Here is a 20,054-nt window from a genome sequence, read left to right on the forward strand (position 1 = left end):
ATATAATTTATTAAACATACATCAAATAAAATAATATATGCTTTACACGATTATCGGAGCAGGAATTGGAGGATTAACCACTGCATTAGCTTTTGAAAGAAACGATATTGATTATCAGATTTTTGAACAAACACCTGAATTACTAGAGGTGGGAGCAGGAATTTGGTTAGCTCCTAACGCCTTACAAGTGTTAGACCACTTAGATGTATTAGGAGAGGTACAGCAAAAAGGAAATACTATTAATAGAATTACTTTAGGAAAAGCTGATTTAACTCCACTTTCAGATAATTACCAAAACAACATAAAAGATATTTTTGGATATACTACTGTTGCAATTCATAGAGCAAAGCTCCAAAAACTATTATTTGATAAGATCCCAAAAAGCAAAATACACCTTGGCAAAGGTTTTCATCGTTATGAAGAACTTTCTAATGACAAAATAAAAGTGTTGTTTGAAGACGGGTCAAGTGTAGAAACGGACTATTTAATTGGCGGAGATGGTATACATTCTAAAGTAAGAAAGCAGCTTTTTCCAGGTAGCAAAACTAGATATTCTGGACAAACCTGTTGGCGTGGAATTGCAGATATATCATTGGATGAAGAATTTCATCATAGAGGAATAGAACTTTGGGGAAACCAAATACGTTTTGGAATCTCCAGAATATCAGAAAACAATGTATATTGGTTTGCCGTAGCGATAGATAAACAAAATGAAAAAGATGAAGCTGATACCAAGAAGAAGCTTCTTACAATGTTTAATGACTTCCATCCTATTGTAAGCAACTTAATCTCCTCTACTTCACGGGAGCATATAATTCGTAATGATATAAGCGATATAAAACCTTTAGAAATTTGGCATAAAAACAATATCCTTTTAATAGGAGATGCTGGTCATGCGACCACACCAAATATGGGACAAGGAGGTGCACAGGCTATTGAAGATGCTTATTACCTAAGTGAACTCATCAGTAAAAATACGAATAAGAACATTTTCGAAATATTTGAACAAAAACGAAGAAAAAAAGTAAATCAAATTGTAAAACAATCTTGGAATACTGGAAGAATAGCACATTGGAGATATGGAAAAGGGCTTAGAAATTTCTTTTTAAAGAATGCTCCCAAAAAAATGATCGAAAAACAGATGCTAGAAATGTATCGAATCGATAAAACCGTATCAATCCCTTAATAGGTTTTGTATAAATTAGTGACTAAAACTCCTTTATTTGTGCCTAATGGAATCGTTAGCAAATTTGTTACGTTTTTTGCTTTAAAATTAAAAGGAGGCGCTAAAACGTCTACACCACTCTTCTTTTTTAAACGGATACCTTGACCAGATATAATATCTATATTAGGTTCAAAACTTCCGTTTGGAAGGTGCTCTGTAATAATTACGTATTTATATGCAGATAGTTTTGCAAGTGTGCTTTCAATTTCGGCATTAGATATATGTTGAAATACCTGACGAATTATTGCGCAATCTGCTACAGGTAACTCATCCTTTGCGATGTCTAAACAATAAAAAGTCAAGTGATCAGGTTTAAACTTTTCTTTATTTCGAAGGATTAAACTATCTACAATATCCACAGCAAAATATTCTTTTGTATACTGCACCAGTTCTTTACCAACATTAAAATCTCCACAACCAAAATCACAAACGGTAATTGGACTTTTAAAAGATGCTAAAAACTGAGATATCTTCTCTACATATGGCTTTTTGATATTTGGATGATGAGATCCCTCACCAGAATAGAAATCCGAACCGTTCGAACCCCACAAATTCATATCGTAAATTTGTTCCATCGCGTCCTTTGTAGGCCATGGTTTCTTTACTTTCTTAGAATAATCTCTCTTTATACTCAATACCTAATAAGTTTTTCAACTTCAAACCTACAAAATAAATGATTTAAAAAAATTTAGATTTCAGAAAACAATTTAATCTGTACTTTTAACAATCAATAAACACGTTTGCATCTTGGATCCATCAGTTTTAAAATTTATTCATAAACTTGGAGATTTTACCGAAGAAGAATCTTTTTTAATAGCACAAGAAGTACTCCATAAAACATATAAAAAGAATGATCTTCTATTGAGAGTTGGAGAAGTTTGTTCTTCATTATGTTATATTATTTCTGGTAGTTTTTACCACTTTAAAATGGATACTGACCTAAATGAAAACGTTATGGACTTAGGAGTAGAACATGATTGGATCATAAATCATCAAAGTTTTACCTCTAGGAAACCATCCGAATATGATATCAAAGCCTATGAGGATAGTTCTATTTTGGAACTTACGATAGATTCGATTCATAAGTTAATTGGAGTTTCTCAATCTTTCCTAAAAATGGGCGTTGTCCTACAAGATGCAACAGCACGAATGACCATATTAAACGACAATAATACTCCTGATCTAAAATACAAATACCTCCTTAAAAATAAACCTCAAATTATCCAGAAATTTCCTCAAAAAATTATAGCTTCTTATCTGAACATTACTCCCGAAACTTTAAGTCGAGTACGAAAACGGTTAAAGTAATTTCTTGATTTGGATCAAGTGATCCAATGAACTAAACCTAAGATCTTTGATGTTTTAATGTAATCTAAAACATATGAAACATCACATGTATAAAAGTACGGGTTCTGCCCTGATTTTAGGAGCGCTATTAATAATAGTAACCATGGTATTACATCCTTCAGGAGGTACGATCGAATATATTATTAAAATTTCTAGTTCTATTCAAAACACTCATGCACTAGCAATTTTTAGTTTACCCATACTGCTATTTGGATTTTATGGACTTACTAACGCGCTTATGGATACATACAGGTTGTCAATTCTAGCTTTTTTAGTAATTACTTTTGGACTTATTGCAGCAATGTTTGCAGCACTCTTTAATGGACTTACATTGCCTTACTTTCTAAACAAATATGCTGATAATCTGGACCAGAATATAGAATCCTTAAATATGATTAAAAACTATGGATTTGCTATTAATATTCCTCTGGATTATATCTTTATCGTAGCATGTTGTTTTGCAATTTTCCTTTATTCCATTGCCAATATTTCAGAACAAAAACATCCAAAATGGATCAGCTATTTAGGGATTTTTATTATCACTTTCTCTATTATTGGCGGATTCACAGATTTTGTATTTACAAATTTAATGGGTTTTAGAATATTTACTTTTAGTATAGCTGCTTGGGTATTATCGAATGGGATTGTATTAGTAAAGTATTCTTCGAGAAAATGAAAATCTTAATATTTGGAGCTTCAGGTACTGGTAAAACTACATTGGCAAAAGAAATTGCTGAACGTATAGATTTTGTTCATTTAGATTCTGATGACTTCTATTGGAAAAAAACAACACCTCCTTACAAGAAAAAAAATCCCTTACCAGAGCGAAACAAAAAACTAAGAGCTGCTTTTGACCTTTATAAAAACGTAATTATCAGTGGTTCTTTAGTAAGTTGGGGAAAACAATGGGAATCACTATTTGATCTCGCAGTTTTTATATATCTAAACAATGAAGAACGAATGAATAGATTGATCCAAAGAGAACAAGAAAGATATGGAACTCTGCTATTACACGATAAAAGCACTCAAGAACATTCAAAAGCTTTTTTATCTTGGGCCAATCAATATGAGAATCCTAATTTTCACGGTAGAACTCTCAAAATCCATCTGCAATGGATAGAGAGATTAAATTGTAAGGTTATAAAAATTCGGGGAGAAACTACATTAGAAGAAAAAATAAAAAAGATCACCTCAGAAATTAATCAGGAATATCTTTAGGTACTTTAATCTTCTATACAGTTGATGATTGTGAAAGAGATTCTCTATATTTTAAAGCTGTAGTATTAGTGATTTTTTTGAAAGAAGCATTAAATGATGAGATACTGTTAAATCCACTTTCATATGCAATTGCAGCAATTTTAAAATTTTTGTAAGCTGGCATACCCAATAATTTCTTTGCTTCCTCTACTCGATATCTAGCGATAAATTGAGAATAATTCTCATTTTTATGTTGATTAATAATCTGTGATAATTGTTTAGATGTTATTCCGATTCTATCACTAAGCTTAGTTAAGGTAATTTCTGGATCCAAATACAATTTCTCTTCCTTCATCAGATATATCAGCTTATCGAGATAGACTGTTGCATTTTGGTCAGAAATGGTAGAGCCCGTATATTTTTTTGGTTCTATTTTAAATAAAGACACATTTTTTAGCCCCCATATAGCTAAAGTTATAATTACAATTGAAAATAAAAATGCTGTACTTAAATAAGGTACCCATTGAAAAAAAACTCCAATTTGCACGAGTGACATCAGCATCGTAAGTAATGTCAAAAAAAACAGCCAAGTATATGTCTTTTTTTCTTTAACAATCAACCGTTCTTTACTCCTTAACAAGTAATACAAAGTACAAACTCCATATCCTAAAATATGTAGTAATAATCCAATAAAGATCATTCTGGAAAGTTGAGAACCATCATTTGGAATTAGCCAACAAAATCCTACGAAAAATAGCAGCGGAATATAATGTACTTGTAGTATCTTACGTTCCCCATTTTTATTGTTTGCACTTAAGTTTTTAACATATAACCATAAAGAAGGGCCTATAGCTAACAACATACCCAAAAAAACATTTCTAATAATAGGATCGATAGGGAAATAGTTATAAAATAAGGATTTTCCTATCCTTAAACTAAATGCCAAAAGATATATAGCTAAAAAAATATTTGCACTTTTTTGCTGTTCTTTACTGCTGATCATAAAGGCACCAAAAAACAGCGCTATTATTAGGCCAACACTACCTAATAATAATTCGATATGTTTAAAAATCTCAGGATTCATATAAAAGCAAAGAAAATAATTTTCCTATTGCTTTACTACTAATAATACGATAAAGAATTAAATAAATTTAGACTTTTATAGAAACTAATCATTAACACCTATAAACACGGGATTCAAAATATATACCATAGTAACAAAGACATTATAACTCCAGTTATAGCAATCAGTGTTGTCATTACGGTCCACGAACGAAATGTTTGTTTTTCGGTCATTCCAAGATATTGACCCACTAACCAAAAGCCACTATCATTTACATGTGATAACATAGTTGCTCCCGATGCTATAGAAATTACAAATAATGCTATCTGTGCAGCACTAAAATTACCAGCCATAATGATTGGAGAAGTAATTCCAGCTGCAGCGATCATTGCTGTAGTTGCGGAACCTTGCAAAACTCTTATTAATGCTGCTACAATAAAAGCAAATAATAACGGATGAATATATGAGCTCTGTAATGATGAAGCTAACAATTCTCCAGCCTTTGTATCTACCAATATTTGTTTAAATGCGCCTCCAGCACCTGTAAGCAGTATGATAGCACCTGCAGGTTTAAAAGACTTCATAGAAATTTTTAATAAATCATCTCTAGTAACACCTCGTTTAATCCCTAAGAAATACCAAGCAATTAAATTTGCCATAATTAGTGCTGTAAAAGGATGTCCTAATAATGTTATCGTATATAGTATTGCTTTCGGGAACTGACTTTGATCAAACCAATCTCCCAACAAGACTGTTTTTAGTACAATAAATACTATCGGGAACATAATAATTCCAATAATACCAATTGGATTTGGAGGATTATCAATAGTAGTGTTAGTAACCTCTGTATTTGGAATATCTAGTTTAATTTTTTTTGAAAGATATTTACCTAACATGGGACCACTAATAATAGCAGCAGGAATTCCTGTTAAAAATCCAAAAACGATAACCCAACCTAAATTAGCGCCTAATATATCAGCAACTGCTACTGGTCCTGGTGTTGGGGGAATAAAACTATGAGTAATTGCTAAACCAGCTAATAGAGGAATTGCATATAACAATAATGATTTTTTGGTTTTTCTTGCAATTGCATACACAATAGGTATAAGGATAATAAAAGCTACATCAAAAAATACGGGGATTGCAATAATAAATCCCGTAATCATCAAAGCCCATGAAGCATTTTTTTCTCCAGCTAATTTTAGTATATAATTTGCTAATCCTTGTGCGCCACCCGAATGTTCAAGTAAACCTCCAAACAATGCACCTAATCCTACTACGGTAGCCACAAACCCCAGCGTACCTCCCATTCCGTTTTTTATACTATTGAGAACATCTTCTGCTGGTAATCCCGCTAAAATTCCAACAATAATACAAACAATAAGCAAAGCAATAAATGCTTGCATACGAAGTTTTAAGATCATAAAAAGTAAAGCAGCAATTCCAATTCCTACTGCTATTAATAATTGATAGTCCATAGGTTAGCTTTTCCAGTTAGTATGAAAATATTGATCCAGAGGTTTATCAACTCTTTGATAAGTATGTGCCCCAAAATAATCTCGTTGTGCCTGTATAATATTCGCTGATGATTGAACGGATGTATAGCTATAAAAATAGTTAATCGCTGATGACAATACAGGAAGTGGATATCCAGATTTTAAACCAGCACTTACTACTTCAGAAAGAGCGGTTATATTAGATTTTAAAGTTTGAACAATGGACGGAAAAAGCAGTAAAGAAGATTGATCATTTAAAAGAAATAATTCCGAAATCTTTTCCATTAAGGTACTTCGTATAATACATCCATTGGTCCATATTCTGGCTATTTCCGAAAGATTTAATTCCCATTGATACGTAGTCGAAGCTTCCTGCATCAACTCGAAACCAATATGATGATTAATAATACTTGTAGCGATAAAAGCCTTTTCTAAATTATTGATAAAAGTTTTCTCATCTAAGTCGCATTGACTTTTATCTAATTTATAAATTTCTGAGGCTTCTACTCTTTTAGATTTGATTCCAGAAACATTACGAGCCATCACAGATTCTGAGATCGTTGGTAAAGAAACTCCTAGCTCCAATGCCGCAACGGTAGACCATCCGCCAGTTCCTTTTTGCCCTGCTTTATCCAAAATCTTATCTATTAAAAAATCCTCATTTTCTTTTTTTAATAAAAGATCTGCCGTTATTTCGAGTAAATAGCTCTGCGCACCATTTTGAATCCAATTCTTAAATATATTGGAGATTTCAATAGGAGTTTTAGAAAGATAAAATCTTAATAAATGATAAGTCTCCGCTAAAAGTTGCATTTCGGCATACTCAATACCATTATGCACCATCTTTACAAAATGTCCAGATCCATCTGGTCCTATATACGTACAACAACTGCGATCGCTTTTATCTTTTGCAGCAATAGCTTCTAAAAACTTGCCAGATCTTTCATAGGCCACTTTAGCGCCTCCAGGCATGATAGAAGGTCCTTTTAACGCACCTTCTTCGCCTCCAGATATTCCAGTACCTAAGAAATGAATGTTACTTTGAATCAATTTTTCACTTCTTTCTAAGGTAGCCTTATAATGAGAATTTCCTCCATCTATGATACAGTCACCATTTGATAATAATGGAATTAATGCTTCTATTACTAAATCAATGGGTTTACCAGCATTGACCATTACCATGATCGTTCTAGGTTTTTCTATTGAGTTTACGAATTTTTCTAAATCATCAAAACCTAAAACGGTATCACTTTCGGATTGGTCTTCTACAAACCTCTTTGCTACATCTACTTCGATCCCGTCGACATGTCTATTATAAACAGAGATTCTAAAATTATTAGATAAAAGATTTTTAGCCAGGCTATTACCCATAACTCCCAACCCTATCAATCCTATTTCTGATTTTCTTGTATTCAACTTGGATTTAATTTCATTTATGATTTGATCAACACTTTTATCAATATTAATGGCAATGCCTCCTTTTGGCTTTTCCAGAGTTTCGAACTGCGAAATCAACATTTCTTTCTTGAAAAAGTGATTCTTTCTTGCCCCCAATCTATTCGTAATTAGCTCAAAACTTCCATCTAAAAAAATCCATTTTATATAATTTGGATCTACACCTTGCAAGGTACTTCTATAGGATTCTTTTAGAGCAGAACACGCCAATACGGCTCCTTCCTTTGTATTCCATTCAGAAATTGCATCTGCTAATTTTTGCAGCCAAGGCGCTCTATCTGTATCATTCAACGGGAAACCATCAGACATTTTTCGAATATTCTCCTTGGGATGAAAATCATCTGCATCATAAAACGGAATCCCTAAGTTTTCTGCTAAAGCTTTTCCAACTGTAGTTTTACCACTTCCGGAAACTCCAAATACAATATAGACTATAGCATTCTGCATAAAAGATAATTATTCTATGGTAAATTCTAAAACATTACTTTCATCTGAAGCATCCTTTGCTACCCAAAGTTTGAAATCACCAGGTTCCGTAATCCATGTTTTGTCAGGCCCATAAAAAGCTAGATCATCGGTAGAAAATGTAAAAGATACTTCTTTGGATTCTCCTGAGCCCAATGCTATTTTCTGAAACCTAAGTAGTTCTTTTACAGGTCTTGTGATACTACCTACCATATCACGGAAATATAGTTGTACAGTTTCTTTGGTGATTCTGTTTCCTTCGTTCTTTACGGTTACTTTTACCGTGATTGTATCTCCTATTTTTGGAGTATTATTAGAAATAGAAATATCAGAATAGGTAAAAAGATTATAACTCAATCCATATCCAAAAGGATATTCTGGTAAAAATCCAGCATCCAAATAATGAGAGGTATTTCCTAATGAGCTTTGCCAAGCACCGATAGGAATAGAATCCATTTGTACAAACTCATCGGGTATTACAGGTCTTCCTGTATTTTTATGATTGTAATGAATCGGTATTTGCCCTACTTCTTTTGGCCAGGTAACAGGTAATTTCCCTGAAGGAGAGACTACTCCTGTTATAATATTTTTTAAAGCTGGTCCTCCCATTGTTCCTGGGTGCCATGCCATAAGAATCGCATCTACTTTGTCTTTTACATTTTCTAAGGTTATTGGTCTTCCTGCCATTAATATTAATACAATTGGCTTTCCTGTTTTATGTAGCTCATGTATTAATGCTTCTTGTGCTCCTGGCAGATTGATTTTTGCTCTACTATGTGCTTCCCCAGATAGAATAGCTTCTTCTCCCGCGAAAAACAAGATCACATCAGATGATTTTGCTATAGAAACTGCCTTTTGAAAATTTTTGGTGGATCTATCTCTACTATACGATAATCCATTAGTATACGCTATTGTGTATTGATTATCATTTTCAAAAGCGTTTAAAGGAGTAATAGTATGCTCTTTTTCTCCGTCAAATGTCCATGTCCCCAACTGTTCATGAGGAGCATCCGCCAAAGGACCTATAATTGCAATTTTTTGTTTAGAACTTATGGGTAATACCTGATTATTGTTCTTTAACAATACAGTACTTTCTTCTGCTGCTTTTTGTGCAGATTCTAAATGCTTTTTAGCATATAAAACCGTATCATTTGGATCAAAATATGGATTATCAAACAATCCTAATCTAAATTTAATTCGAAGAATGTTTTTTACAATTACATCTAATTCTTTTTCAGAAAATTTCCCTTCATGTATTAACTCCTTAAGATGATCTTGATAAGCAGTACTGGTCATCTCCATATCTAGCATTGCATTTATTGCTTTTTCTGCTGCTTCTTTCTGATCTTTGGCAAATCCATGATTCACCATTTCTTTAATAGAGTTCCAATCACTTACTACAAAACCGTCGAATCCCCATTGTTCTCTTAAAATATCTTTTAAGACATAAGAATTTGCGGAAGCTGGGATTCCGTTGAGATCATTGAAGCTTGTCATAAAAGTGGCAGAACCAGCATCTACTGCAGATTTAAAAGGTTTTAAATAAACATTATGCAACAAATTATCATTGATATTGGCTGTATTATAGTCTCTTCCTCCTTCTGCAGCTCCATATCCAATAAAATGTTTGGCACAAGCTGCCATACTTGTCAGAGATGATAAATCATCTCCTTGAAACCCTTTTATATAAGCTTTTGCCATTTCACTTGTTAAATATGGATCTTCTCCGGCAGACTCTGCTATTCTACCCCATCTCGGATCTCTTGAAATATCTAACATAGGTGCAAAAGTCCATCTTATGCCATAAGTGCTAGCTTCCATGGCGGCAATTCTTGAACCTTCCTGAACCAGATTAGGATTAAACGAAGCCGCCTGCCCTAGCGGAACGGGGAAAATTGTTTTGAAACCATGAATTACATCTCGTGCAAAAATTAATGGTATCTTACTAGGGCTTTCTTCTACGGCTATTCGTTGTAATTCTTTTGCATCTTCTTTATTCATGATATTCAGAAAAGAACCTATTTGTCCTTTTCGAACGGCATCTTTTAAATCCTTTGGTAATTCTTTAACTCTACTGGATTTCCCTCTTTGCGCAGTTTGACCTATTTTCTCTCCCAGTGACATTTTAGATACAATACTGTCTATTTTAGCCTCAATCGGATCCTCTGTTTCACTATTTCCCTCTGTATTAGATACTTCAGAATTACAAGATGACAGCAAAAAGATCATGCTAAAAATCATCACTCGATAAACATAAATTTTCCTTGAAAAAATGAGCATAATGTACTTGTATTAGTGTAAAGAAATCTAAATCATTTCAGTAAGAATACTGTTAAGATTTGGTTGACGAATTTATAGATACTTTGTGATAAGAAAAAAGCAAAACAAACCAATTGATCCAATGTTAAGAAAGTATATAGAAGTATTATCCGCAATGAAATAGTGTCTTTTTTAATGAATTGATCAAAAAAGTATCGATTCATTATGTTTTTAGTTGTTTACAACTTTTTGATAATAATATCTGTTTAATGTTTTGGTAATAATGACTTAAAATGTTCAAGAACAGATAACAATATGCTCATAATCGGTTAATTATTTTTTAACCATTTCATAGTTTATTTGTAGTAGTAAGTCATTTTTATGAAAAAACGTACTGTAGACCTCGTTGTTATCTCTGACGTTCATCTAGGAACTTTTGGATGTCAGGCAAAAGAATTACTGAACTACCTAAATAGTATTAAACCTAAGGTATTAATTCTTAATGGAGACATTGTAGATATTTGGCAATTTAGAAAACGATACTTCCCTAAACCTCATCTAAAAATTTTAAAGAAAATTATCACCCTAGCTTCTAAGGGCACAGAAGTAGTATACATTACTGGCAACCATGATGAAATGTTGCGAAAATTTAGTGATACTACTATGGGTAACTTTAAATTGGTAGACAAATTAGTATTGGAACTAGATGGTAAGAAAGCTTGGTTTTTTCATGGAGACATTTTTGATGCTTCTATTCAAAATGCAAAATGGTTAGCAAAATTAGGAGGATGGGGATATGACATGCTTATATTATTAAACCAATGTATCAATTGGTTTTTGATACGCCTGGGAAAAGAAAAATTTTCTCTCTCCAAAAAAATAAAAAACAGTGTAAAAAAAGCGGTCAAGTATATCAATGATTTTGAAGAAGTAGCAGCAGAATTGGCTATCCAAAATAAATATTCATATGTGGTTTGTGGGCATATTCATCAACCTCAAATGAGAACCTATAAAGATAAGAACGGATCATGCCTATATTTAAATTCTGGAGATTGGATAGAAAATCTTACCTCACTTGAATATCACGATAAAGAATGGAAACTCGTTCATTACCAACAACTACAATTAGAGACCTATATCGAAGAATCAAATGAAAAGATTGATAATGTTACTATTGATCTGGAAGGATTACAACCTTCATTTTTCTTGAATTCATTCCTTGAAAAAAAGTACTAACCATAATTATAGAATTCGCACAATTTCTTAATTACATAACTAAACTTAAAACTTATGAAAACTCTTAAAACCGCACTGCTATATTCAGTGCTAACTCTTTTTGTATCCTGTCAGTACTTAGATGATTATTCTGGTAGTCCTATTTCTGTTCCTCCTCAATTAGTCTTGGAAGAAAATATACAATATGAATTACCATTCGAAGTATTAACAACCACTCAAGAAGATGTAGAAATTAGGAATGGAGGTTATGGTTCTGCTGCAACGGCACATCCCAGAAGAAAGGGAGAATTTTATGCTATTACCGATAGAGGACCAAATACTGATTTTCTTGATGGAAAAAAGTTTCCAGTTTCAGACTACACTCCAAGAATTGGATTATTTTCTGTCACGAATGATGGTGAAATCGTTTTAAAAAAAGAAATTCTTCTAAAAGATCCTAATGGCAACCCAATTTCTGGAATTCCGAATCCTGAAGGTAAAGGTGCTACCGGTGAAATCCCTTATGACATTGATGGAAATCAATTATCTTTTGATGATTTTGGTTTAGATGCTGAAGGTTTAGTAGCACTACATGATGGCAGTTTTTGGGTATCTGATGAATATGGTCCTCATATTGTTCATTATTCTGCTAATGGAGTTGAATTAGAACGTATTTCTCCATACGGTATAAATGAAGGTAACGGAGGTAGAAAAATACCTGCTGTATTTGCAAAACGTAGACCTAATAGAGGAATGGAAGGATTAGGAATCACTCCTGATCAAAGAACATTAGCAGGGATTATGCAATCTACTATGTATAATCCAGAACGTATACAAACAGATCTTACTAGAATTTTACTATTTGATTTACGAACCGGAAAAACCAAACAATATCTATATAGACAAGAGAATACGAATTTATCGAATTCAGAAATCGTTGGATTATCATCTACAGAATTTCTTGTTATCGAAAGAGATGGTAAATTTTCTGGTGAAGGACCTGTACAAAAACATTTGTATAAAATCGATATTTCTGGTGCTACAGATGTAAGTTCGGCAAATGATGAAGATGAATTTGGTTTATTACTTAATGGGAAAACACTAGAAGAATCTACCTGGTCCGAAATCGAGAATGCTGGAATTGTTCCTGTAACCAAAACATTGGTTGCTGATTTGGTTCAAAAGACTGGATATCCACATGATAAATTAGAAGGTATCTGGCTTATTGATAACCACACATTAGGCTGTATAAATGATGATGATTTTGCAGTTACAGATGAAGATGATAATGGTATCATAGAACAAAAAATCCTTCCTGGAGAAACTCCAACTATAGATGCCAGCTCTCTATACATGATTAAACTTGATACTCCTCTAAATAATTAACAAATTAAACCAACTGTTTATATCAGAATTAAGTTTTTTATAGACTTAATTACAACCAATAAAGCGGAATTGAAAACTTATTATTTCAATTCCGCTTTTCCTACTAATTAGTCTAAAAAATGATATTGTTCTTACGAATTAAGAACTATTATCACCCGTGAAACTCCCATACAATTATTTCACTTTTTTTGCTGGCATTTTTCTGCCTCCTTGATTCAAGGTTAAACTTTCTACTTTTCCTTCTTTATCTTTATTAAATGTAATTTCTGCTGGTACAACTTTTAGAAAAAATTTAGTTTCTGATTCTGCAAAAATTTCAAATGTAGGTTGTCCTGTTGCGGTAGCGAATATTGAATTTCCTTCTACCGTAATATCAATCAAGAAATTAGGTTGTAATTCATAAGTGCCGATATATGTTTTTAAAACATTTAAACCTACAGAAATTTCTTTTCTTCCCGCAGGAGGAGCTTTATCGATACCTTTACCTAATGAACTTTCATCTGATGTTTTAAAAATAGTTTGTCTTTTACCATCTTTAGTCATCGAAAAATTATAAGAAATGGTACCATCATCGAAAATAAAAGATCCGTCTTTCATTGGATAAATTTGAAATTCTTGTGTTGGTCCTCCTTCTCTAAGGCTAAATAGCTTACCATCTTTTAACTGAATATGGCGTATAACACCTCCATCAAACTCATAAGCACCTACCCACTTTTTCAACTCTGTTTCCGGTAATGAAATAGCATCTTTTTTATCAGGTATAGGTTTTCCTATTACCGTAGCTGCAACTTTGGTAGTAATCTCTCCTACATTTTTGCAGTTACAATTGGTAAGCCCTATAACATATACATTTTCTTCTTCTAAAAAGATTCCGTTTGTCGTGTAACCAAAAATACCTCCACTATGTGCATATCCTTTAGCTCCTTGTATATTTGTTTTTCCCCAACCATATCCGTAATTAATATCATCTCCATTATTAAGTTTAGAACCATAAATCGCTTTTTCTAAACTCGTTCTTTTGATCAATGTATTAGCACTGATAGCATTTTGCCATTTTAATAGATCATCTACTGTGGACATTAAAGATCCAGCAGCATATGGTAAGGTTAAACTAAGATAATCTGCATTTAAATAAGAACCTTTGTCTTGTTTGTACCCTGAAGCTCTATTCTTTATTACTTGACTCATTTTACCGTAGTAAGAATCTTTCATACCAACTTTATCAAAAATGTTTTTCTCTATAAAATTTTCATAGGTATCTTTTGTAATTACCTCTATGATGTGTCCTAATAAAATATATCCCGAATTATTGTATCTAAACTCTTCTCCTGGATTAAAATCCATAGGTTCATTTTTAAACACATCGATCAATTCTGTTGGTGTCATATCTTGTCTGGTCAATTCCATAAAATTCGCCATTCCAGTATAACTTTTAATTCCTGAAGTATGATTTAATAGATGATGAATGGTTATTTTTTTTCCTTTGGTTGGATAATCGGGTATGTACTTTGTAATCTCATCCTCGATTTTCAGTTTCCCTTGCTCCTCTAGCATCAGAATAGCAACGGCAGTAAACTGCTTTGTAATAGAACCTATTTCGAATACATTTTCAGGTTTTAGAGGAACATCCAATTCTAGATTTGCTTTTCCAAAAGCTTTACGATATACAACTTTCCCATCTTTGGCTGCCAAAATAGAAATACCTGGTTCTTCTACAGAATACATAGAAGAAACGATATCATCTAACTGCTTTTCTAAGTTCTGAGCATTAATGGAATATGTAAGCAGTAGACATAATCCCAAAGTTGATAGAATTTTAATTTTTCTGAATGATTTCATGTGATTGATACTTTGATTGATTGTGGTTGTTTTATTATTGTTATATATATGACGCTTAAATAAAAAATTAGTTACCGAAATATTTAAAAAAAATCAACCCTAAAAGCAAGATGCCTTTAAGGTTGATCAAACTAACTAACCAGAATTAAACGATATTTTACAATTCTATTTCTACTTCAACTTTACAATCTTCAAATTCTACACATCCACCCCACTTCTCGCATGAAAATCCAAATAAACTTTCTCCTTCTTGTTTAGAAGTCGCACGACATTTTACTTTTATCTTGATCTTTAACTTTCTTGTTTCTAATAAACCATCTAATCTATCTCCATACTTAAATTGATCATTTATAGCCAATTTAGCTTCTAAAATATCCGTTTGATCAGAAACCAACTGTGCTGTATAAATACCATCTCCTTTCTCTGCGTCGAAGCCTTCTCCATCATCTACAAAACTTTTTCCATCAACATCATAAGAATCTAAAGCTTTGTAATCACTATCAAAACGTACCACTTCCACTGTTTCGATTTTTCTTTCTGCCAAAATAGAATCCGTGTTTATTAAGAATGCTACTGATTCTTCTAATAATTGTCTTTGCTCTCTTAATTCTTGTGCTTCTAATACAGCTGGATCAATAACTTCTTCATCCTTAGTACAACCAATAATTACAGTTATACTTAGAAATACTAACAAATTGTTTAAAATTAAATTTTTCATTGTCTTAAGTTTTTAGGTTTTATACCACTATATCAACAACAAAAAATATTGTTACCCTTTAAACACAAAAAAGTTTTTGTACATGTGCATTCAATAGCACATGTACAAAAACTTTTAACTAATTAAATTAGGATAAGAAGCTTATCCATTTACAAAGATCTTACTCCTCTTCTTCTCCTATAAAACCAGGAGCTGCAGGAACACTATCATCTATTTCTACTTCTTCTACCGTTTGAATAGAATCTCTAAGTGCTTTAAATCTTTCTAACTGCTCTTCTTCTCCTGTAAAATATGGAAATACATCCATAATCGGAGATTCTGCAATTGCAGGGATAGTGTAATCTCCCATTGTTCCTTTCATAACACTATTGGTATTATCAAACGCCTCTTTTACATCATTGGCTTGTACTAATAAGTACATATTTGTTTTTCTTTCTTTACCACTTTCTTCATCATAAGCAATCAAAGAAACTTTAGATTTAAACCAACGATCCGAATTTTCAAAAGGGTGTATTTCTGCAAAATTCGCAACCTTAATATTGGTGATAATGAATTCTTCACTTACATAGGCCGACATCTCTTCATTGATTCTTGTTTCTGCCTCAGTGTAGGATACTGCATCCACCAAATAAGGTTCTGTAGTAACCTTCTGTACACCAGAATCATTTATCTTTCTATACTTTACTTTACATTCATACCAAGTAGCACTCATATATTTCGTTTTTTTAGGATGCCAAATATATATCTTAAAAAAAGTTCTTTATATGATTTTTAGGATTAGATATTCACAATTTTAAAACATACTGTCTATAAGCATTTTACAAGATAAATTTTAAACCAGTGCATTTCTTAAAATACTAATAGGATGCTTGGCTACTCGCTTTGTTCCGTCCTTGATTTGATGTCTACAACTCGTTCCAACCGCTGCAATTACTGTAGTTTCAGGAGCTTTTCGAATGGCGGGAAATAAGGTTTGTTCTCCAATCTGCATACTTACATCATAATGTTCTTTCTCATATCCAAATGATCCTGCCATACCACAACAACCTGACGGTATGATCGTTACTTTAAAATTTTTAGGAAGATTTAAGTATACAAACGTTGTTTGAATATTGGATAATGCTTTCTGATGACAATGACCATGAAGTTTTATTGTTTTTTCCTCTCTACTAAATTGATCTGAAGTTATATTTCCTAACTCAATTTCAGATTTTAGAAATTCATCAATTAGAAATACTTGGTTAGAAAGCTGTTTTGCCTCTTCCTTTTTATCTGCCAATTTTAAATATTCATCTCTAAAGGTTAATATAGCAGAAGGCTCTAATCCAATCAAAGGTGATTTTTCGGAAATTATGTTGCTAAAAATATCGATGTTTTCATTAGCCAATTCCTTTGCCTGTTCTAACAATCCTTTAGAAATAAATGTTCTTCCACTTTCTTTGTGATTAGTAATTAATACTTCATACCCCAGACTGGTTAGTAGTTCTATAGCATCAATTCCTATATCAGTATCTAACTGATTTGTAAATTCATCTACAAAAAAGTAAACTGTTTTGATAGGATTTTGAGGTTGCAAGGTGGCTAAATTCTCCTGACACCACTTTTTCAAAGATTTACGACTTAACTGCGGTAGTTCTCTTTTTTTGGCAACTCCTAAAGTTGATTTGAGAATTCCAGAGGTTAGTTTATTTTTGAAAAAGAAATTTGTGACTCCAGGCGCAATTCTTCCCAAATCATTTAATCGGTTATTATATGCGAACAATTTTGTTCGTAAAGAAACACCGTTAGCCTTTTGATACTGATACTCAAACTCTGCTTTTAACGAAGCTACATCTACATTAGAAGGACATTCTGAAGAACATCCTTTACAGCTAATACATAAATCAAAGACTTCTTTCAACTCTTTTGTATCAAACTTATTAGCTTTTTTATTATTAGTTAATACCTCTCTTAATGCATTGGCTCTTCCTCTTGTAGTATCCTTTTCATTTTTGGTAGCTCTATAACTAGGACACATTGTGCCGCCAGCTTCTACGGATTTTCTACAATCACCACTTCCATTACATTTTTCTGCAGCACGAAGGATTCCTAAAGAATCCGTAAAATCTAATAAGGTTTCTATTTCTGGTTCTTTTCTATCAATCTCATAGCGCAACTGTTCATCCATAGGAAAAGCATCCACAATTTTTCCTGGATTAAAAATATGGTTGGGATCAAACACTTTCTTAATTCTCTTTAGTATTTCATAATTTCCTTCCCCTATCATAAAAGGAATATATCCAGCTCTAACGATTCCATCCCCATGTTCTCCACTCATAGATCCTTTATACTTTTTCACCAAGGTTGCTACATCATCTGTAATCTTTTTAAAAAGTACCACATCTGTCTTTTTTTTAAGATCTAAAATTGGTCGTAAATGTAATTCTCCTGCTCCTGCATGTGCATAGTATACAGCTTGTTGATCATATTTCTTCATCAACTCTGTAAACTCCGAAATATAATTAGCTAAATCAGGTAAGGCAACAGCTGTGTCTTCTATGCAAGCTACTGCTTTTTTATCACCCACGATATTTCCTAATAATCCTAATCCTGCTTTTCTTAATTCTAAAGCCTGATGTATTTCATTTCCAGATAAAATAGGATTTGCATATGATAATTTAGAAGCTTTAATGGTTTCTAAAAGTGCTGATTTTTGCTTTTCTAGGATATATAAATCATTTGCTCTTAATTCTAAAAGTAAGATAGCTTCTGGATCATCTTCTATAAAGAAGCGGTTTTTAAGCTGCTCTACATTATTCTTTGTACAATCCAAAATGGTTTTATCCATCATTTCGCAAGTAAATAATGGATGTTCCATTACCGGAGCTACCGCTAATAAACAGTCTTTTATCGAATGAAAGTGCGAAGCAATCATTAAAGATTCCTTCGGCGGTAATACATCTAATTGTAAGGTAATCTGTGTAGTAAAAGCTAATGTTCCCTCACTACCAGCCAACAAATCGCACATATTAAAATCCTTAAGACCTTCAGAAAAAACATTGGTTTTAATCAATTCATCAATTGCATACCCAGTATTACGCCTATGAATATCAGATTTTGGAAAATTTTCCTCTATATGTTTCTGCACCTCAGATGATGACAATTCTTTATATAATTCCCTATAAATAGTACCTTCTAAGGTGTTTTCTTTAGTTTTATGAAGAAACTCCTCTTTGGAGATATCGGAGAAAGTAACCTCGCTCCCATCGGATAATAATGTTTGCAGTTCTAATACCTTATCTCTCGTTACCCCATACTGAATAGAAGTAGTTCCGCTACTGTTATTTCCAACCATACCACCAATCATACAACGATTAGAAGTTGATGTATTTGGCCCGAAAAACAAACCATAAGGTTGTAAAAATCGATTGAGGTCATCTCTAATGACCCCTGGTTGTACAGTAACTGTCTTCTTTACTTCATCTACTGCTATTATTTCTGTAAAATACTTGGAAACGTCTACTACGATTCCGTCTCCCACACATTGACCTGCCAAAGAGGTTCCTGCAGTTCTTGGAATTAAACCACAGTTATTTTTATTAGCAAAAGCTATAATCTTTTTTAAATCACTAATGTTTTTTGGAAAAGCAACTGCGGTTGGAATTCTCCTATATACAGAAGCATCTGTGGCATATAATGATTTCGTAAGCGTATCAAATGCTAAGTCTCCTTCTAATTGAGTTTTTAAGGCATTTAGATCTTTTTCTGGTATCATATACTTTGTCCCTTTACCAATGAATCTAGTGTGATTTGTCTTTTAAAATTTGTATCGAAACAAATAAAACTATCGGTGCCTGCTACCCCATCGATTTGATGTACTTGCTCATACAAGATATTTCTAAGATGATGATTATCATAAGCAAAGATCAAAATAAAAAGAGCATAATTACCAGAAACATAATTACATTCTAATATCTCCGGAATTTTAGCAAGATCATCTACTACAGACCTGGCATATCTAGCTTCTTTGAGTCGAATACCAACATATGACTTTGTTTTATAGCCAATTCGTTTTTCATCAATAACAAATTCGGCTTTATCAATAACCCCATTTTCTTTTAATTTTCTAATTCTTTGATGCACTAGAGAATTAGAAATTTTTAATTCTTCAGCAATTTGTGAAAATGGTTTTCTAGCGTCTTTACGTATTTGTAATAAAATCTGCTGATCTATGTAATCAAAATGATTCATAAACAATTGAATTTTAAAAGATCTATACTTAAACAAAGAATCCTCTATGCAAGCAAAATCAATTTGACATAAAAAAAATCAATAAACAGTTAAATAAGTTTACATCATCAATAATACTAGTCAAATGTAGTATTTTTACATCAAAAACAAACAGATAAA

The 20,054-nt window shown here is 32.5% G+C and carries 16 protein-coding genes; 6 read left to right on the plus strand and 10 right to left on the minus strand.

Annotated features, from left to right (window positions below; translation table 11 throughout):
- The first annotated feature begins 37 nt into the window (after nt 1-37).
- A complete protein-coding gene (locus ACWNT5_RS09525; RefSeq protein ID WP_456517215.1) occupies nt 38-1,186 on the plus strand; it encodes an FAD-dependent monooxygenase in 1,149 nt (382 codons plus the stop codon).
- Here ACWNT5_RS09525 and ACWNT5_RS09530 read toward each other — a convergent pair.
- Nucleotides 1,183-1,860 (minus strand): methyltransferase domain-containing protein, encoded by a 678-nt coding sequence (locus ACWNT5_RS09530; RefSeq protein WP_456517216.1) that lies wholly within the window; start codon nt 1,858-1,860, stop codon nt 1,183-1,185. The two genes, ACWNT5_RS09525 and ACWNT5_RS09530, sit on opposite strands and share 4 nt — an antisense overlap.
- A gap of 112 nt (nt 1,861-1,972) precedes the next feature.
- Between ACWNT5_RS09530 and ACWNT5_RS09535 the strand changes: the two genes are divergently transcribed.
- From ACWNT5_RS09535 to ACWNT5_RS09545, 3 genes are all read left to right on the plus strand, one after another.
- Nucleotides 1,973-2,533 (plus strand): Crp/Fnr family transcriptional regulator, encoded by a 561-nt coding sequence (locus ACWNT5_RS09535; RefSeq protein WP_456517217.1) that lies wholly within the window; start codon nt 1,973-1,975, stop codon nt 2,531-2,533.
- A gap of 73 nt (nt 2,534-2,606) precedes the next feature.
- On the plus strand, nt 2,607-3,248 hold the full coding sequence (locus ACWNT5_RS09540; RefSeq protein WP_456517218.1) for a hypothetical protein: 642 nt from the start codon (nt 2,607-2,609) through the stop codon (nt 3,246-3,248).
- A complete protein-coding gene (locus tag ACWNT5_RS09545; RefSeq protein WP_456517219.1) occupies nt 3,245-3,790 on the plus strand; it encodes an AAA family ATPase in 546 nt (181 codons plus the stop codon). Before ACWNT5_RS09540 ends, ACWNT5_RS09545 begins: the two co-directional genes overlap by 4 nt.
- A gap of 13 nt (nt 3,791-3,803) precedes the next feature.
- Here ACWNT5_RS09545 and ACWNT5_RS09550 read toward each other — a convergent pair whose 3' ends face one another.
- The 4 genes from ACWNT5_RS09550 to bglX form a co-directional block, all read right to left on the minus strand.
- The gene (locus tag ACWNT5_RS09550) at nt 3,804-4,853 is read right to left on the minus strand and encodes a helix-turn-helix domain-containing protein (RefSeq protein ID WP_456517220.1); all 1,050 of its coding nucleotides are present in this window, start codon (nt 4,851-4,853) and stop codon (nt 3,804-3,806) included.
- A 113-nt stretch (nt 4,854-4,966) separates the two neighbouring features.
- Entirely contained in the window at nt 4,967-6,310 is a 1,344-nt protein-coding gene (locus tag ACWNT5_RS09555; protein ID WP_299601005.1) for a GntP family permease, read from the minus strand.
- 3 nt (nt 6,311-6,313) lie between these two features.
- Nucleotides 6,314-8,230: an NADP-dependent phosphogluconate dehydrogenase gene (gene gndA / locus ACWNT5_RS09560; RefSeq protein ID WP_456517221.1), complete on the minus strand. Its 1,917-nt coding sequence runs from the start codon at nt 8,228-8,230 to the stop codon at nt 6,314-6,316.
- 9 nt (nt 8,231-8,239) lie between these two features.
- Nucleotides 8,240-10,528: a beta-glucosidase BglX gene (gene bglX, locus ACWNT5_RS09565; protein WP_299600999.1), complete on the minus strand. Its 2,289-nt coding sequence runs from the start codon at nt 10,526-10,528 to the stop codon at nt 8,240-8,242.
- Between the two features lie 360 nt (nt 10,529-10,888).
- Here bglX and ACWNT5_RS09570 point away from each other — a divergent pair, with 360 nt between their 5' ends.
- Nucleotides 10,889-11,743 (plus strand): UDP-2,3-diacylglucosamine diphosphatase, encoded by an 855-nt coding sequence (locus ACWNT5_RS09570; RefSeq protein ID WP_456517222.1) that lies wholly within the window; start codon nt 10,889-10,891, stop codon nt 11,741-11,743.
- Nucleotides 11,744-11,797: 54 nt separating this feature from the next.
- The gene (locus ACWNT5_RS09575; RefSeq protein ID WP_456517223.1) at nt 11,798-13,108 is read left to right on the plus strand and encodes an esterase-like activity of phytase family protein; all 1,311 of its coding nucleotides are present in this window, start codon (nt 11,798-11,800) and stop codon (nt 13,106-13,108) included.
- A gap of 174 nt (nt 13,109-13,282) precedes the next feature.
- Here ACWNT5_RS09575 and ACWNT5_RS09580 read toward each other — a convergent pair whose 3' ends face one another.
- From ACWNT5_RS09580 to ACWNT5_RS09600, 5 genes are all read right to left on the minus strand, one after another.
- Complete coding sequence (locus ACWNT5_RS09580; protein ID WP_456517224.1) at nt 13,283-14,947, minus strand: serine hydrolase; 1,665 nt, start codon at nt 14,945-14,947, stop codon at nt 13,283-13,285.
- A gap of 157 nt (nt 14,948-15,104) precedes the next feature.
- Entirely contained in the window at nt 15,105-15,665 is a 561-nt protein-coding gene (locus ACWNT5_RS09585; protein WP_456517225.1) for a choice-of-anchor X domain-containing protein, read from the minus strand.
- 160 nt (nt 15,666-15,825) lie between these two features.
- Nucleotides 15,826-16,377, minus strand: coding sequence for a DUF4494 domain-containing protein (locus ACWNT5_RS09590; protein ID WP_343912633.1), 552 nt, complete (start codon nt 16,375-16,377; stop codon nt 15,826-15,828).
- 120 nt (nt 16,378-16,497) lie between these two features.
- On the minus strand, nt 16,498-19,419 hold the full coding sequence (locus tag ACWNT5_RS09595) for an FAD-binding and (Fe-S)-binding domain-containing protein (RefSeq protein ID WP_456517226.1): 2,922 nt from the start codon (nt 19,417-19,419) through the stop codon (nt 16,498-16,500).
- Nucleotides 19,416-19,895 carry an Lrp/AsnC family transcriptional regulator gene (locus ACWNT5_RS09600; protein ID WP_456517227.1) on the minus strand — a complete coding sequence of 160 codons (480 nt, stop codon included), beginning with the start codon at nt 19,893-19,895 and terminating at the stop codon, nt 19,416-19,418. Before ACWNT5_RS09600 ends, ACWNT5_RS09595 begins: the two co-directional genes overlap by 4 nt.
- Nucleotides 19,896-20,054 lie beyond the last annotated feature (159 nt).

This window comes from Aquimarina sp. 433 (genome assembly GCF_054054605.1).